The sequence below is a fragment of the Vibrio sp. 10N.222.52.B12 genome (assembly GCF_002875385.1).
Classification (GTDB): Bacteria; Pseudomonadota; Gammaproteobacteria; order Enterobacterales; family Vibrionaceae; genus Vibrio; species Vibrio jasicida.
On sequence record NZ_MDAW01000166.1, the window covers coordinates 37097 to 54686 of the forward strand.

At 45.1% G+C, this 17590-nt stretch carries 16 protein-coding genes; 14 read left to right on the top strand and 2 right to left on the bottom strand.

Annotated features, from left to right (window positions below):
* Window positions 1-113 precede the first annotated feature (113 nt).
* Window positions 114-308, top strand: coding sequence for a CPXCG motif-containing cysteine-rich protein (locus BCT11_RS26395; RefSeq protein ID WP_038872701.1), 195 nt, complete (start codon window positions 114-116; stop codon window positions 306-308).
* A gap of 107 nt (window positions 309-415) precedes the next feature.
* On the opposite strand, the gene BCT11_RS26400 is transcribed toward BCT11_RS26395, so the two are convergent.
* On the bottom strand, window positions 416-1027 hold the full coding sequence (locus tag BCT11_RS26400; protein ID WP_038872698.1) for a riboflavin synthase: 612 nt from the start codon (window positions 1025-1027) through the stop codon (window positions 416-418).
* A 281-nt stretch (window positions 1028-1308) separates the two neighbouring features.
* On the opposite strand from BCT11_RS26400, the gene BCT11_RS26405 reads away from it, so the two are divergent.
* Window positions 1309-2679 (top strand): MATE family efflux transporter, encoded by a 1371-nt coding sequence (locus BCT11_RS26405; protein WP_039977307.1) that lies wholly within the window; start codon window positions 1309-1311, stop codon window positions 2677-2679.
* Window positions 2680-2785: 106 nt separating this feature from the next.
* Window positions 2786-3817, top strand: coding sequence for a DUF3080 domain-containing protein (locus BCT11_RS26410; RefSeq protein ID WP_102389750.1), 1032 nt, complete (start codon window positions 2786-2788; stop codon window positions 3815-3817).
* A 30-nt stretch (window positions 3818-3847) separates the two neighbouring features.
* Here the strand turns inward: BCT11_RS26410 and BCT11_RS26415 are convergent, their stop codons facing one another.
* A complete protein-coding gene (locus tag BCT11_RS26415; protein WP_038872688.1) occupies window positions 3848-4690 on the bottom strand; it encodes a DNA ligase in 843 nt (280 codons plus the stop codon).
* Window positions 4691-5006: 316 nt separating this feature from the next.
* On the opposite strand from BCT11_RS26415, the gene BCT11_RS26420 reads away from it, so the two are divergent.
* The 11 genes from BCT11_RS26420 (at window position 5007) to BCT11_RS26470 (ending at window position 17546) form a co-directional block, all read left to right on the top strand.
* The gene (locus tag BCT11_RS26420; protein WP_038872685.1) at window positions 5007-5327 is read left to right on the top strand and encodes an STAS domain-containing protein; all 321 of its coding nucleotides are present in this window, start codon (window positions 5007-5009) and stop codon (window positions 5325-5327) included.
* Window positions 5328-5353: 26 nt separating this feature from the next.
* Entirely contained in the window at window positions 5354-6202 is an 849-nt protein-coding gene (locus BCT11_RS26425) for an OmpA family protein (protein ID WP_039977309.1), read from the top strand.
* A complete protein-coding gene (locus BCT11_RS26430) occupies window positions 6199-8298 on the top strand; it encodes an SLBB domain-containing protein (RefSeq protein WP_038872680.1) in 2100 nt (699 codons plus the stop codon). Before BCT11_RS26425 ends, BCT11_RS26430 begins: the two co-directional genes overlap by 4 nt.
* Window positions 8298-8984, top strand: a complete 687-nt coding sequence (locus tag BCT11_RS26435) for a CpsD/CapB family tyrosine-protein kinase (protein ID WP_102389752.1) — start codon at window positions 8298-8300, stop codon at window positions 8982-8984. Before BCT11_RS26430 ends, BCT11_RS26435 begins: the two co-directional genes overlap by 1 nt.
* Window positions 8985-8996: 12 nt before the next feature.
* Entirely contained in the window at window positions 8997-9380 is a 384-nt protein-coding gene (locus BCT11_RS26440; RefSeq protein WP_186175922.1) for an Hpt domain-containing protein, read from the top strand.
* A gap of 278 nt (window positions 9381-9658) precedes the next feature.
* Entirely contained in the window at window positions 9659-11185 is a 1527-nt protein-coding gene (locus BCT11_RS26445; protein WP_038872671.1) for a sigma-54 dependent transcriptional regulator, read from the top strand.
* Entirely contained in the window at window positions 11160-12239 is a 1080-nt protein-coding gene (locus BCT11_RS26450; RefSeq protein WP_102389753.1) for a glycosyltransferase family 4 protein, read from the top strand. Before BCT11_RS26445 ends, BCT11_RS26450 begins: the two co-directional genes overlap by 26 nt.
* Before the next feature lie 152 nt (window positions 12240-12391).
* Window positions 12392-13576: a glycosyltransferase gene (locus BCT11_RS26455; RefSeq protein ID WP_102389755.1), complete on the top strand. Its 1185-nt coding sequence runs from the start codon at window positions 12392-12394 to the stop codon at window positions 13574-13576.
* A gap of 10 nt (window positions 13577-13586) precedes the next feature.
* Window positions 13587-14759 carry a glycosyltransferase family 4 protein gene (locus BCT11_RS26460; RefSeq protein WP_102389757.1) on the top strand — a complete coding sequence of 391 codons (1173 nt, stop codon included), beginning with the start codon at window positions 13587-13589 and terminating at the stop codon, window positions 14757-14759.
* Window positions 14752-16182, top strand: coding sequence for a lipopolysaccharide biosynthesis protein (locus BCT11_RS26465; protein WP_102389759.1), 1431 nt, complete (start codon window positions 14752-14754; stop codon window positions 16180-16182). Before BCT11_RS26460 ends, BCT11_RS26465 begins: the two co-directional genes overlap by 8 nt.
* Window positions 16179-17546: an O-antigen ligase family protein gene (locus BCT11_RS26470; RefSeq protein WP_198594006.1), complete on the top strand. Its 1368-nt coding sequence runs from the start codon at window positions 16179-16181 to the stop codon at window positions 17544-17546. Before BCT11_RS26465 ends, BCT11_RS26470 begins: the two co-directional genes overlap by 4 nt.
* The last annotated feature ends 44 nt before the right edge of the window (window positions 17547-17590 follow it).

A 17590-nucleotide genomic window follows, 5' to 3' on the forward strand; every position in this document is an offset into this window, starting at 1 on the left:
CAAAGTAACTCGACTTAATTTGAATCTCTGTACCAGAGAGAAGACGAGTGTTCAAGGGCTGAATTTTCGAGACACCAAAGTATTAAAAGCCCTGCAATACTAGGAGTTTTTGTATGCAAAATTACACTGAAAGACATGTTAAATGCCCTCACTGTGGGCACTCTATCGGTATCACTTTAGATGCAAGTAATGGTAACCAAGAGTTTTATGATGACTGCCCTGCGTGCTGCCACGCCATCCACCTCAACATGAAAGTGGATGAGATGCACGAAAAGGTAGAACTGTTCATTGACGATAACTACGAATAGAGAGCTTTAATCCCCCCGAGTAATCATCTACATGAAGTAAACATCTACACAAAATATAAAAAGGAGCGGTTAAGCTCCTTTCTTGTTTCCGGTCATAAGTAAACGCCTTACAACTGCTTTGCTGCTAATACACGTTCAACCGTATCGACGATGGCTTGAGTTTGCGGGTCAAATTCAATGTTTATTTTCTCTCCAACCTGGCGCGCACCAAACAAGGTTCTTTGCAGAGTTTCCGGAATCAAATGCACCGAGAATCGATTCTCTTCGACTTCGCCGATGGTCAGTGAACAACCGTCCAAACCGATGTACCCTTTAGCCAGTACATATTTCATTGATTCTTGCGGCAGTGCAAACCAAATGGTGCGGTTGTTTGGTGTATCAATCACATCAACAATTTCGCCCATTAAACTGATGTGCCCCGACATACTGTGGCCACCAATCTCATCACCAAATTTGGCTGCTCGCTCAATATTTACGCTGTCGCCTTCTATCAATGCACCTAGGTTTGTAAGAGCTAAGGTTGCTTGCATTAGATCGAAACTGATGTGCGTTCCTTCAATTTTGGTGACGGTTAAACAACAACCATTGTGTGCGACCGAGGCTCCAATCTCTAGCCCTTCACTTAACGAGCCTTCAAGTTCGATAACGTGAGTTTGAAAGCGCTCTTTTTTTTCGATTTGAACGACTTTAGCCGTACCCTGAACTATTCCTGTAAACATTCTCTTTACCTATTTATTAGAAGCGACTGATAGCCAGAACGAACATTCGCAAGCTGTTTTTACCATTGTCTATCAATTAACCAAAAATCCCTATCTTGTGGGTATGGCATCTGGGCATACAATTGTTTATCATCTGCGCGGAGTTCCTCCGAGGCATTTTTTCACCTTATAGTGACTAAAATCAACCATCAGATCAGTTCATCACATCTTTTGTCCTCGAGTACTCCCTATCTTTTCAACTTATTTCATTTTCAACTTATTGTTCCGCTCTGGAGTATTTCGTGCATCGCTATAAAGAAGAAGCATCGAGTCTTATTAAACTGGCGACCCCTGTGTTGATCGCTTCTGTCGCACAAACCGGGATGGGGTTTGTGGATACCGTCATGGCTGGTGGCGTCAGTGCTACTGACATGGCTGCGGTATCTGTTGCAGCAAGTATTTGGTTACCGTCAATTTTATTTGGCGTTGGCTTATTGATGGCCCTTGTACCTGTTGTCGCTCAATTAAATGGTTCTGGCCGTCGAGTAAACATTCCTTTTGAGATCCAACAAGGCATCGTTTTGGCATTGTTGATCAGCATCCCTATTATCGGCGTTTTGTTCCAAACTAAGTTCATACTTGGATTGATGGATGTAGAAGCAGCGATGACAGAGAAAACCGTTGGTTACATCCACGCGGTTATTTTTGCGGTACCCGCTTTCTTATTGTTCCAAACGTTACGTAGCTTTACTGATGGCATGTCGCTAACCAAGCCCGCCATGGTGATTGGTTTCATCGGCCTAATGTTGAACATCCCATTAAACTGGATTTTCGTTTACGGTAAGTTTGGTATGCCAGCCCTTGGTGGTGTTGGTTGTGGCGTCGCAACCGCCATCGTTTATTGGGTGATGTTTGGGCTGCTTTTCCTTTATGTGACTACGTCTGCTCGTCTAAAAAGCATAAATCTGTTTGGCGAATTTCATAAACCACAGCTGAAAGCTCAGATTCGTCTGTTTAAGCTCGGCTTTCCTGTTGCCGCTGCATTGTTCTTTGAAGTGACATTGTTTGCAGTGGTCGCGCTTTTGGTCTCTCCATTAGGTTCAATCATTGTTGCCGCGCACCAAGTCGCCATTAACTTCTCTTCATTGGTGTTTATGCTGCCAATGAGTGTGGGTGCCGCAGTCAGTATTCGTGTTGGTCACCGTCTAGGGGAAGAAAACGTCGATGGCGCACGCGTCGCTTCTCGTGTTGGCGTCATGGTCGGTTTAGCGTTAGCAATGATGACCGCGATTCTTACGGTTCTGTTCCGTGAGCAAATCGCTTTGCTTTACACGAATAACCCAGAAGTTATCGAACTTGCGATGGTGCTATTGCTGTTTGCTGCAATCTACCAATGCACTGATGCGGTTCAGGTTATCGCTGCTGGTGCACTACGTGGCTATAAAGACATGCGTGCAATCTTCAACCGTACCTTTGTTGCGTACTGGTTATTGGGACTTCCAATTGGTTACATTCTTGGCCGCACAGATTGGATTGTTGAACCAATGGGCGCACAAGGCTTTTGGTTGGGCTTCATCATAGGCCTATCTTCAGCGGCTTTCCTATTGGGTATTCGTTTACGTTGGATGCACCATCAAGAGCCAGAAGTTCAGTTGAATTTCTCTCAGCAATAACTCGAACTTCAACCCGCCAAATTTTAAAGCCAGCACTCGCTGGCTTTTTTGATCTCTCATATTCGTTAAGCGGTATACTTATCTAAGTGATTAAAAAGGAAATGCTGTGAGAAGTTCCCTTGTAAGAAGCTCCCTTGTTGCTGCGGCGCTTGTACTACTGACAACCTTACTCAGTGGGTGCAACGACTGGTTTAACCCAGAGAAAGCGGTCTTCGAAAAATACAATCAACGCCTAGCAAATGTGTTAGATACGTCGGAATCGGAGTTAGAAGCCTCTCCTGCTGTCACGATTCCTGATAAGCGAGAACTGTTTCAAGAACTCCCTCGTCTATCACTTGGCTTACTCGAAAGCTACCAACTGCGTCAATGTGGTTTGTTTAATTTATTAGCAGAAAAAAACTCTCAACTGGGTAAAGTTCAAGACGCCTTTTACGACTTTGATTATCAAACCAACCTGCTGAGAACACTGAATGGCTGCTTGAGTGATTACCCATTGAGTGATGAAGAAAACACAAAGCTGAACGGTTTGTACGACCAGAAGTGGCACCATCTAACAGTGCATCTCGACAATATGTTGCTGACTAGCGATGCCATGCGCAAACAGCTAACAGGATCTGAATGGTTACCATTGGAAAGCAAAGACCAAGTTGCACACGTACGAGATGCTTTCCTTGCTTTGGATGAAATGTATCAAACACCATATCGCACTCTTTCTCGCTTGCCCGATGTGACCATTGTGAACTACCAAGAAGAGATCGAAAAAACACGTCTCGTTGGTCGACTCTATTACACTTTGATCGATGCGACTCATTGGTTAGAACAAACCACACACATGCTCGAAGCAAACCAAGACAAAATCATTTGTGGTGCCAACCGTGATACCACTCAATTTCGTTACTTGAGAAACGTCTTCCAAACAATTTATGTTGCAGAAGTTCAACCTTACATGGCATACGTCGACAGTACCTATCAGCAACTCGACGGGGGACTTTCCCTTGTTGAAAAGAGAATGCAAGCTCATGGTGCAAACTATGGAATAGAAAAAGCACACGATCAGTTTCGTGAGGAAACAATGAAGCATGTGCAATTTTGGAAAAATCTATTTAAACGTTGTGGTGTGAAAATCGGAAATAGTTAGCTCAAGCCGTTTATACGCCGCTATTTAGATTTATTGTGAAGCCCGCTCTCTTAAAAATCGGGCAAATCTCGGTTTGCCATTATGGGTAAAACCGTTGTAGCGAAACGTAATGGTAGATCCTATTCGAGGAGGAGATTTTCGAACGTCATCGGTAAAGCCGCTACCAATGTAAAACTCAGTGCCGTCTGCCAACCTAACCAACAAGGCACCCATCATACCCAATAAACGACCAGTTCCTGGTTTGTAGCCCAATACTAAGGCCTCTGCATCTTCATAACGCTTAAGTTTGAGTAAATCACTACCTCTACCCGCTTGGTATCGACTTGATACCTTTCGCAACATCACACCTTCGCCGTCAGATTGCGAAATTCGGTCCAATTGCGTGAACAAATGTTTCTCATCTTGAATTGCACGATGCTCAACGTATTTAATATGAGGGGCGTCGATCGTAAACACCAGATCTTGAATGTTGTAGTAGCGCTTTTGATAATCACCCGCAGAATACGGCATATCGAAAACCATAAAATCGATTCGTCGCCATGCGCCTTCCACCGGCGTTTTATCCAATACCGTTTGTTGAACAAGATGGAAATTTCCTCGACCAGCCCATAACTCGCCATCCAAAGGGTAATCTGGCAATACCTTGGTAAACCACTCTGGCGCGTAAATTCGGTTGCCGTTGCGTGTAACGAGATGTTGACCGGTCCAATACGCTCGAATCCCATCCAGTTTCTCGCTATACCAATACTGAGAGACATCGATACCATCTTGGTATGATTCAGCTAAAGAGACAGGTGGAAGTAAATTAGGATCAGCTTGTGGCTGAGCAGAAGCAATTACAGCGAGGGCAATCAATGTCATTCTTAATGGCATGTGGGGACCTTGTACAAAAAAGCATCTCCATTGAACCGTAAGTCGATCAATTCACCTACTCAACATTTTGCATTCTACGATCTACAGCAACACTCATAAGCAAGCAAATGCAAACAAGCACATAAAGTTCAGATCGAAATAGCATTTATAAATTCCTCGACCTGTATGCGTTTTTGATTCTCAAAATGAAATCGCCTTAATTCTCAATATAAAAACTAAGAACTTGCATAAGTAACTATATGTTTTTATGAACTTTTATTCTTGGCATGTTCCGTGCTCTATACCAAGCAGACAGTTTGTTAACGGAGAATGCACTATGGAACTGCGAAAATTGGAAACCGACCAAAACACATTGACCATCGAATTTTTTGGTGATTTAGACGCAAAAGGCTGTCGTCAAGCTCAGCATCATATTGATGAGGTAATTCACAGCGATGATCACAAGGAAGTCGAAATCAACCTCAAACACGTCCAATTTCTTGATTCCTCAGGGATTGGTGCCATTGTTTATTTATATAAGCGCCTAGTTGAACGTGAACGCAGTATGATAATCGAAAACGTATCGGGACAACCGTTAGAGATAATGAGCCTGTTACGTATCAATCATGCGATTCCCGTCAATTCAAAAGGCCACTAAAAACACCGGTTAATACGGAGGTTGGCATGGTGAATCTAATACGACAAAGTGTAATGAGCGGTCTCGTTGTCGGCGTTGTTGGTTGCTCAGCGTTTAGCTACCCCGATCATGGTCAGGGCGGCATGGCGGAAAGTTACCAAGATATTTCTATCGAGAATTATCAGTTTTCACCGGTTATGCCTGATGAGCCTCTTGGCCCAGAGCATGGGCTTCGCTTCGATTGGCAACTCACAAAACTACATTTAGATGCCTTAATTGATGAAGGCGCAAGATGGTGTTTCCCTGCTGCCGTAGTGCAAGCATTAGAAAAGCAAAATCGAATCGCAAGAGAACTCGAGGGCGGGCTTTTACTTGATGCTGCAAACGATATCGTGATTCAGCGTCGTCGATTGAGCCAACTAGAACAACAACTTGATTACGTGCTCTCTCAAACCACTTGCTCGCCGCCGCAAGACATTGAAGCTCTGCGCAGCGACTTGAACATCGTCGCTGACGTCTATGACCTGCTCAATATCGATAATCAGTTCGCCGTCGATTCTGCCGAAATCAATCCAAAGTACATGGGGCACCTTGCGGAAGCGGCTTACATTTTACGAGAGCACCCTTCTCTCTCCTTGGTGGTAACCGGTCATGCCGACGTTACTGGCGAACCGGAATACAACCAAAAGCTCGCACAAGAACGTGCAGAACAAGTAAAACGATACCTCAATGTCTTCGGTATCACCTCTGACCGCGTGCAAACAAAATCCGTGGGTGAAAAGCTCCCACTCTACGAAGGACAAACACCAGCGGTTCGCTTGACCAACCGTCGAGTAAGCATTGAAGTACTCAACTCAAATTCTGACAGCACAACAGAAATGGGAGACACGCTATGAGCATCCTCAAATCGATTGTCGCCCTTTTGTTACTTTGCATGATCAACATAAATGCAAGTTGGGCTGCGGAAGACGATGTCGTTAAAGTCGGTGATTTAGTCCAAATCAACCTTCCAGGAGAAGCCTCACTAAACAAAGGCTTCCAAGTCGATAAACGAGGTCGCATCAGCCTACCGGAAATCGGACCTGTATTTGTAGCTGGATATAATGAAAAGCAACTTCAAGATGTGATTATCGAAAACCTGAAATCCGTTTATCGAGACGTGAACAACGCGCGCGTTTTCATCAAGCAGCAGCAACTACTCATATCCGTTCAAGGCTATGTGGTCAAACCCGGAGAATACACTTTACAAGCCGGCTCTAACATTCAAATGTTCCTATACGAAGCCGGTGGACTCCGTGCTGGTGCGCAGCTGGATAAAATCATCGTCAAGCGCGGTAACAAGAACATCGAATTCGATTACAAACGCTTCCTTGATACTGGTGATGACACCCAACTGCCGACGCTTGAATCACTGGATGTTCTCTTCGTCCCTGCCTCTCCTCTCGTTGGTAACATAGAGCAAGAATTTGACGCTGCTAAACTGGCCAACTCTGGCGACAGTGCAGATGAAACGAAAGCTATCAAAGTGTTTGGTGAGGTGAACGCACCCGGCTCATTCACATACAAGCCAAACACAACACTCGTCGACGTTGTGATGCGAGCGGGTGGTGTTACGCGCTTCGCGAGTGTCGAACAAATCCGTGTGATCACCAACAATACACCAGTGATTTTTAACCTAAAGCGCTACCTAGACTCAGGTGATTCCAACTTACTACCAGACATCTTACCAGGGGCAACCATCTTTGTGCCTAAGCAAGAGGAAGAGATAAAAGCGGGTGCCAATGTTGTTTATGTTATGGGTGAAGTCGCAAACCCTGGAGCATTTGAAGGCAAAAAAGGCGCGAGCTTTATGGACATTCTCGCCAACGCTGGCGGCCCTACTCGTTTTGCTGAATCCCGCCAAATCCGTGTGATTAAAGCGAACGGACAAGTGATCAAATTCGACCTTACGGCACACACAGAGGGGCTCACTTCTGCGAGACCGCCTGCAATATCCTCAGGAGACGCTATTTTCGTACCTGAGAAAACCGATATGAATGAAAAATCATGGTTGAAAGTCGCACCAAGCCGAGCTGTCGCAGTGATGGGGGAAGTGGTTCGTCCAGGTCGAATCGAATGGTCCAATGAAATGGATTTGATTGACCTACTCGCCCATGTTGGCGGCCCAACTCGCCGCGCAGACACCAGCAAAATAGAAGTGGCGAATAACGGTAAGATGACTCAGTTTGATTTGGACAAGTACATCCTACAAGGTTCACCAACCTCTAAGTTACCGAGCGTATCTGCAGGAACCGTGGTTCGAATTCATGCCCTGCCAGATGATCCAACAGACAACAAATCACAATGGGTTAGCCAAAGTTCAGATGCGTCTATTTATGTTTTTGGACAAATCAACTCTCCAGGCCGCTACCGTTTTACCAACGAGATGCACTTTCTCGACATTCTTTCTGCGGCTGACGGCCCAACGAAAGATGCCGATATTCATAATATTCGAGTAACGCACCGTGGTCTTGGTTACGCTAAAGTCAGCAAATTAAACCTATCGATGTATTTTGAAACCGGTGATGAAAACATCTTGCCGGATGTTCGCCCGGGCGACACCATCTACATCCCTGAGAAGAATAAGAACTGGCTTGACCGCTCAAAAGAATCGACCGTACGAGTGTTGGGCGAAGTGAGAGACCCAGGGCGTTACGTATTTAATGACAATATGACAATCCTTGACCTATTGGCAGAAGCCGGAGGACCAAGTGATAACGCTTACGTAGAAAAAATTAGCGTGGTCAACATGTCTTGTTGCCAAGGCCAAGCTCGTACATTCGACCTAACCGAGTTTAGCAAAACCGCTAACATTTATGACCTTCCGGTTATCCGCGCGGGCGACACTATCTATATTCCACACAAAGATGAGAGTTTTGCAGAGAAAGCACGGGCTGGCTTACGTGACCTTTTGCAAATCACGACCACCATTGTGTTAATAGGAGCGCTGTAATGACTATTCCTGCGACTCATGCTGAAATCGAACAAATCTACTTACAGGGCGAATTAAAAGGCCATCGCTCCCTATGTATCGTCGCTTGTCAATCCGAAGACGGCGTGACATCCGTGGCTTCCGCTTTGGCCGAGCGTTTGATTCTTGCAGGGCATAACACGCTTTACGTGGATTTGAACTTGTTCAAGCCTGCATACAATACGGTGCATCAATTTCCTGAGCAAGACGGCATCGGACAGCTCATCGCAAGAGAAGAAGATCATCAGACCTTAGTCGGCTTAACGGCCCCATCGATGGCCAGCACACAACTCGCTTATCGCGATCCAACCATGCTTAAAAAAGTCATTGAGACTTGGTTGGACCAATATGATCGTGTCGTCATCGACACCTCACCATTATTGAGCTTAAATCGTAATAACATCCCCGCTCAAGTGGTTGCAGGCGTCTGTGATGCGAGCATATTAGTCGCCAGTTACGGTTCGACCACAACTACACAAATTGACCAAGCAAAAAAACTATTAGAGAACAGTAACGCCAACCTACTTGGGGCGGTATTAAACATGAAGCACAATGCAGGCTTAAAAGACGAATTGATTCGTCAGGTAAAAAAGCTGCGCTTTTTGTCAGATAAGTTAAAAGCAAAAATATCGCAACAGATTAAAGACAGCGAATTATTTACCTTATAGGGAGCGTATCCAATGAACAATCACACAGATGTGGCCGTAGAGCCTGAATTGGTCGATGAATTGATTCTTCAACAAATGATCAAAGATACGTGCACTGAGATAATGCCCACACTCATTGAGCACTACATCGAGGAGTCTCGCGAACGGGTAGAAAAGATCAAACAAGCATTAGAAACCTGCAATATCAACACCCTAGAGTTTGAGGTGCACACTCTAGGCAGCTCCGCACTTGCTCTAGGGAACCGTACCCTTTCTCGACATGCGAGAACCATTGAGAAACACTGCGTGGAAGGTGAAACTCAACAAGCCCTACTCCTATGCCAATCATTGCCGCAACTCGCCGAAAATTCCTTTATTGCCTTGAATCAGAGAAAGGAGCAAGGATTTGAGGATTAAGGTCTATACCTAGGTAACTTCAACACGCTTGGGTATATATTGATTTATTTAATTAGCTAAAAAATAAAGAATTTTCTGCAAGACTCCCAACCTGTGCTAATACTTAAATATAACGATTCTCAAAATGAGAATAGAAAAGAAGCTATCTGCTTGAGAGTACGACAACTATTCATTCTCGCGAACTGACTCACAAGCTGACAAAGCAACGTTAGAACCAATACAGTGTCAGTACTGATTAAAGGTTTTAACGGAAAGCGAATAAAAGTTGGGAAAGGACTATGAGACCAAGGGTGTTATTGGTAGAAGACTCTACCTCACTAGCCATACTATACAAACAGTATGTCAAGGACGAACCTTACGACATCTTTCACGTAGAAACTGGGCGTGAGGCCATCCAATTCATTGAGAGAAGTAAACCACAACTCATCATTCTCGATTTAAAATTACCCGATATGTCCGGGGAAGACGTTCTTGATTGGATCAATGAGAATGAAATTCCAACCTCAGTCATCATTGCAACCGCACATGGCAGCGTAGACATTGCGGTAGGTTTAATTCAAAAAGGTGCGGAAGACTTTCTTGAAAAGCCCATCAACGCAGACCGACTCAAGACCTCTGTTGCACTTCACCTTAAACGTGCCAAGTTAGAAAACTTAGTAGAAAACATTCAATCTACCTTCGACCGACACAATTACCATGGATTCATCGGTTCTAGTTTGCCAATGCAAGCCGTCTACAAAACCATTGATGCTGTCGCTCCAACCTCTGCTAGTGTATTTATCGTTGGTGAGAGTGGTACTGGTAAAGAAGTCTGCGCTGAAGCAATCCATCGTCAAAGTGATCGTCGTGACAAACCCTTTATTGCCATCAACTGTGGTGCGATTCCACGAGATTTAATGGAAAGCGAAATTTTTGGTCACGTTAAAGGCGCATTTACTGGTGCGACAACAGATAGGAAAGGTGCAGCAACCGTTGCTCATGGTGGAACCCTCTTCCTAGATGAACTGTGTGAGATGGAATTGGAAATGCAGAAAAAGCTGCTCCGTTTTCTACAAACAGGCACTTACACGCCACTTGGCGCGACCAAAGAAATGAAAGTGGATGTTCGCATCATCTGTGCGACAAACCGCGACCCACTTACGGAAGTCGAAGAAGGCCGCTTCCGCGAAGATTTATACTATCGCGTCCATGTTGTACCTATTGATATGCCGCCACTCAGAGAGCGAGGTAGTGACATTGTCACTCTTGCTAAGCATTTTCTGACCACCTACTCCAAGCAGGACAAAAAGAAGTTCAACAATATCGATAATGAAGCACAGTACGTCATCAAACATTACGACTGGCCGGGGAATGTTCGTCAATTGCAAAACATCATCCGTAACATCGTGGTGTTAAACAATGAAGACAAAGTCACCGTCGCGCATCTACCCGCGCAGCTAACTCGCAAGCCATCAAAAGCACGTGTGATTACGCAGCCCGTAGAACCCGCACCGACCACCGTCGCTAAGCCTTCTCCAATACAGCCCGTTGAACATATCGCTACCGATATGCTGCCTCAAGAACCGGTAACCAGACCCGAACCGATACCAATGAGTGCTTCTGCACAAGTCGCGTCGCCGTACTTTAATACGGACGGCACCATTCGACCGATGTGGAAGGTGGAACGGGAAGCAATTCAAAATGCGATAGCCTACTGCGATGGTAACGTACTCAACGCCGCGGTAATGTTAGAGCTGAGTCCATCTACTGTTTATCGTAAAAAACAAGCGTGGGAAGCGGATGAGGCTAATCTCGAACAATCGTGAGATACCTGTCGCTGGCGAGGTTTGGATTTTACTCGACAGCTGCATTTTTGGTGGCATAGAAAGTCACGTCCTTGAGCTTGCCAAAGGATTACAAGCATTTCATGTCCACGTTAGAGTGGTATTGGTGGTTGAGTACAACCCACCAGCATCGCTTGTTTCTAGGTTGGCCGATTCCGATGTTCCCGTAAGCTACTTACACCAACTTTGCCCCAAGAATAATGACACACATTCTGTCATTGCGGTAAAACGGCTTACCATTGCGGTTGCAGAGCATCAACCAAGCGTTATCCACACTCACGGCTACAAAGCGAGCTTACTTGCGCGCAGCGCCGAACTGTTTACACGTACCTTCCCTCGTCTTATTTCTACCTACCATGCCGGCGAAACACCAACGGGAAAAGTGTGGTTTTACGATTGGCTTGATCGTTATAGCGGTCGTTTGTCCGATCATTGTTTTGCGGTTAGCCAAAGTATTCAAAATAAACTGCCGATAAAAACCGAGCTATTGAACAACTTTGTTTCACTTCCTGCACAAAACAGCAGCTACAAAGAAATCGCATTCGTTGGTCGATTGAGCCATGAAAAAGGCGCGGATCGCTTTATCGACATCGCGAGGCATTTTCCTGATCGTCAGTTTTCTATTTACGGCGACGGTCCTGAAGGAAAAGACCTCGCCCAACAAGCGCCCGGTAATGTTGTGTTTCATGGGCATCAACACAACATGAACGCAGTATGGAACAATATTGGCGTATTGATTATCTCTTCTCGCTATGAAGGCCTCCCAATGGCGGCATTAGAAGCGATGTCGAGAGGAATTGTGGTATTCAGCCTAAATGTCGGCCGATTATCTGATCTTATTGAAGATGGCAGTAATGGATTTATTGCGCCAGATATTCTCAATTTGATAAACAAGCTCAACCACTGGATAACCATGAGCACCTATACCCAATCGCTTATTCGCAAAAAGGCCATTAAGACCATCTCGGAGCAGTATTCTTCACAAAGTATCATTCCTATTTTGATTGAACGCTATCAAATTGAAAATCAAACTTGATGCATATGCATTCTCATTATGAAAAACTTGCTTTCCCCTACCTACTCTTAAATATCTTTACTCCATTAAATCAGTAACTTAAAAAAATGATAAGGTTTGGCATCTCGGTTGCAGTATCCCAGTAAACAAAAGGGCAAACCGAGGTGACGACGATGGCTACTCCAAAACGCATTCTATATGTTCATTATGGCGACAACTGGCTTCGCCACAACGAAGTTGTATTACTTGATCTTTTGTCGCGCATTGATCGTGAGCAGTTCTTGCCTTATGTCTGGACGAACTGTGAGCCTTTAATTGAAAAATGCCGAGAGATGGGGATTGAAACTCAATATTCTCCCTTCAAGTTAGTCGGAGGCTGGAGTACTCCCCGCTGGGACATCAGCGCCTGGAATCGCCTTATCAAGCAAGGCTCTGAACTCATCGAAAAGCACACTATCGATCTTGTGCATGTGAACAGTGGTGTGACCTGTCAGTGGATGTGTCTGGCGACACGAATGAACCACATACCTTTGGTTACGCAGCTGCATTGCCATTATCCCATCCGTGATCGGTTTTCACTTGACTTGCACATGTCGCCAAAGCTGATCTGTGTCAGTAAGGGAATAAGCCAAGAGCTGGCCCGCGACGGCTACCCAAAAGAGAACTTACACGTGATCCACAATGGCGTTTCGTTAAACCGAAATGAACCATCGGTTGATGTGAAGGACTACCTCGGTATCCCAAAAAACGCTTTCACCTTCCTATCCGTTGGTGCTCTGATTAAAAGTAAAGGTTTTGACCGCCTGATTCGCGCGATTCACATGCACAACTATCATCAGAATAATCCGCACCTTGTGATTGTTGGAGACGGGGAAGAAAAAGCCCCCTTACAACAACTCACAGCGGATCTTGGTGTTGAAGACCGTGTGCATTTTGTCGCGGAACAGCATAACAAAGACGCATGGATGACAGGCAACGTCGACGCCTTTATCAGTGGTGCTTACGAAGAAGACTACGGCCTGGCGATTGGGCAAGCTGCGTTAGCAAAATTGCCTATCGTGGCCCCAAAAATCGGTGTTATCCCTGAATTAGTCGAACACAATCACAGTGCTCTTCTGTATTCCAATCATGGGATGGCCGGTCTGCTCAATTCTGTGCAGCGCATGCTAAATGATGCTCCGCTGCGAAATAAAATTGCTCACAATGCTTATCACTACGCGACGCAACACCTTACCGTTTCGGCTTCGGTGAGCGCGATAGAGTCAATTTATCATGCAGAGCTGGCACATGAGCCTACGGCTTCTATACCACCCTCGCACAGTCTTAAACCTATGCCTCGTTGGCTAAAACACAATTGAGGATAGGGTCATGAAATACGTACTGATGTTGGACACTATCCCGTTGCAAAGCGGTTCAAAAACAGCAAATGCTGAACTCTTAAAACAGTGCGATCAGCGAGATGTGGTCGGTTATGTCGCAACGACTCACCCAGAGCACTGGAATCGGTTACTGAAAGATGACGAACGTATTCAAGTCGTTAAAGTTCGTCGCTCGCCGATTATTTCTCAGCATGGTCTGGCTTATTGGTTAATGAATGGATTTTACCTCTTCCAATTGTTGTTCATCTTGTGCAGATTACCCAAAATTGATTGGCTACTCGGCCTTTCTAATCCCAACAACGATATGCCTTTGTATCTATTGCGCTTATTGAATCGCAAACCAATCGTTCAAATCATCAGCCAATCGGTAGGTAAATCACGATCTGCAGGTTATTGCGTCACAAAAGCAACCAGTATCTATTACTTGGCAAGTTGTCGCGAATCCATAATCCACGCATTGCAAGCGTATCTCAACCAACCCATTGCTGCAGTTAAACGTTACTGGGCAGACCTAAATACATCATCATTCGTTAACGGTCTCTCTTCAGAGCGTTGGCCAAAGCAAGCGAATCCTATGTCCTCTCGCGTGTTTTGGGCAGCGACTCTCCTAAAACGCAAAAACGTTGACTTGCTCTTAGACGCCATCCAATTTGAAAACGGTACAAACCTCAAAGCAACCGTGTGTTATATCCAACCCAACCTAATTGATGATGAATGCTTAACCCCTGATTTAACTGCAAAAGGCGTCGATTGGTACGAGTCACCAGCAAACCTTGATGACCTAAGAGCACAATGTGGTGTGTTTGTTGCAACAGCAGAGAATGAGCCGTTTGGTCTTGCAATTTTGGAATCATTAGCCGCAGGAATGTGTGTGGTAATTCCACATGATGACAGTTACTGGGATCGAATCCTTACTGACGGAAAAAATTGCATCAAATACACACCCAACGACGCGGCCTCGCTGCACAACGCGATTCGCTTACTCAATGAGTCTCCATGGTTAAAGGTAACGATGGGAATCGAAGCACTCAATGTCGCTCAACTTTATACGGCTGAACGTTGTTACTTCCCAATCACTCAGCATTTGTGCTCAGGCCCAGAACAACAAAATGAATCCAGCGCGAAAAAGCGCAACAACGTCAAAGGATATGACCATGTCTAGAGCAATGACCAACATGTCACTCTTTGCCATTGCACTGGTGATCAACAAGAGCATTAGCTTAATCATGCTACCAATACTTCCGCAATATTTGACACCGGAACAAATCGGTAAAATGGAAATCATCGCGTCTGTTGGTATTGTGATTGCTTTAATCATTAGCCTAGCATTGCATGAAGCCCTAAATCGCTTCGCTGGCGTGGAAGACGACCCGCAGAAAAGGAAGTCACTACTAGACCAAATTTACTCTCTTTCATTGCTTATCTCTGTTCCTATCGCTTTGGTCTTGGCTACGATCATCATTGCTATGCCCGTACCAGAACCTTTTACTAAGACAGAATGGATGGTTGCCTTAGTTGCCATTGCTTTCGAGGGAGCGATTGCGATAGGGACAGCGTGGCTAAGACTACAAGACGACAAGGCGAAAACCTTGTTGTATGTGATGGTGACGACCACGGCACTTCAAGCTGCGTTCATTATCATCGCGCTTCAATTTAGCCAAACGGTGCTTTCCGTCTTACTTGGTGGGCTGATCGCTGCTGCTGCACAATTAATTTGGTTACACTTCATCAATCGCTATCAGTTGGTTCTTCCGAGTTTTATCTCGACAAAACAATTCTTTAAATACTGTTATCCCATTATGTGCTCGGGCTTAATTATGTTTTGTTTAAATGGTGCAGAACGTTGGTTTATTGGGGCAAATGCATCGTTAGCAACGCTCGGGGTTTATACAATCGCATTTAAATTCGCAATTGGTATGTGTTTTTTGGCACAACCTTTTGCCATGTGGTGGTCGCCAAGACGATTCTCGATTTTAGAGAAAAAGGGCGCCAACGAAGCAACGCGAATCACCCACCTAGGTATGATTTATCTGACGTTTCTAGTCGTAGTCGTAGGCTCATTAGCGGTAATCATCATCAACAATTTTTTGCCTGAGGCGTATCGAGAAGCGTCGCTTTATGTTCTGTTTCTTTTACCAATAGCCTTACTTAAAGAATGGAGCGAATTACTGTGTATTAGCATCCTATACAAAAGGAAGACCCACTGGTTAATGGGCATTAATGCAATACCGGCCGCAATTGGTCTTGCGATGCTGTTCAGCTTATCAACACTAGGGATCTTCGGTGTGTTCATCGCTCTTTATTATGCTCAGCTTTGTCGACTTGCGTTGACCTTTAGCATTGGTCAACAATGCATGAAGCTCCCCTTCCACCTGAGCTTAATGGTAATACTACATATCCTTGCTGGCGCGTCGTTATTCTTGATTCATTCAGCCGGTTCTGCCCCACTTATCATGCTGGTATGTTTCACAAGTTGCGTGCTCATCGCGACCATAGCGTTTCGTTACTTTGATGCGCAAACCAAAAGTAACGTGCACCACTTTTGGCTCAAGTGGCGCGGCCAAATGAAGAGAACACCGCTATGATCAGCGCTGAATTGAGAATGAAGCAGTCCATCATCGCGATCGCGCTCACGACGTGTATCGCGCTGTTATGGTTAGTGATGCCAAATCCAATTCTGATTCTCGTACTTTGTTTTGCGCCATTGGCTATCTTGTTTGTTCTCAACCAAACCTTCTGGTTCGTGACTCTGTTTGTGATTTTTTCTTTCTTTCGGATTCACGAAACCTTTCCGGTGATTTACAACTTCAAAATTCCTTTGCTGCTTTCACTTGGGGCTCTTATGGCCTTGTCATTTCATTTATTGATTAGCCGTCAAATTATTGCGTTTTGGCACCCTTGCTTGAAATGGTTATCCATTTTTTGGGTTCTGGTGACATTAGGCGTAGCATTCGCTTCAAACCGCTCTGTTGCGATTGATGAATTCAACAGTGTTTATTGGAAGATCATCGTAATGACGCTAGCGATAACTTGGCTCATCACCACACCAAAACAAGTTGCTCAAATGTCGAAAGCCATCATGCTAGCAGGACTATTGGTTGGCTTAACCGCCCTGTCTAACGCGAGTAATGGTATAGGATTGGTCGAAGGCTCACGCGTGACCATCAGCCGCGACTTAGGTTCGGTACTTGGTGATCCAAATGATTTATCTTTAGTACTGATGTTCCCACTTGCATTTACTGTTAGCCAATTGTTAGAGAAAAGAGCCAGCTTCGTTCTTCGCTTGTTTGCATTGATCACCTGTGTCGTGTTGTTCTTCGCGATATTAGAGACACAAAGCCGAGGAGGCCTACTTGGCGCGCTTTCTGTCTTTGCGTACTTCGCGTTTAAACACATCAAAAGCAAAGCGTTAGTTATCTCTCTTGGGTTGGTTGGGGCGCTCGTTCTTTATGCCGTTGCAGGGATTTCTGGCCGCTCGTCTGGCGGTGCCGCGGAAGAAGGGATAGACGAGTCCGCAATGGGACGGATTTATGCTTGGGAGGCCGCAATAAAAATGGCGATAGAAAACCCATTAACGGGCATCGGGATAGACAACTTCTACAATAACTACTTCTTCTACAGTTCTCATTGGGATGGACTCAATCACGCCGTACACAGCACGTGGTTTGGTGTGTTAGCTGAAACTGGATTTGTTGGCTTGTTCGTGTTTATCGCGCTGATTGTGTCTTTGATTCGAACTTCTCGTGAGACCATCCAGATGCTCACCCCTACTAGTGACCATACGTTGTCTATTGGAGCAAACGCCGTCTTGGGGGGGCTTATCGGTACGATTGTTTCCGGTACTTTTTTAACTCAAGGGTTTACTTGGCCAATATACATCCTAGCCGCGCTGACTATTGTGATACATCGTATCGTTCAATCTGATTGTCAAAATGCGAAAGCGTCATAGCCCTTTCCCTCGTTAAGTTCAACCATCTGTTTTTATTAAATTAT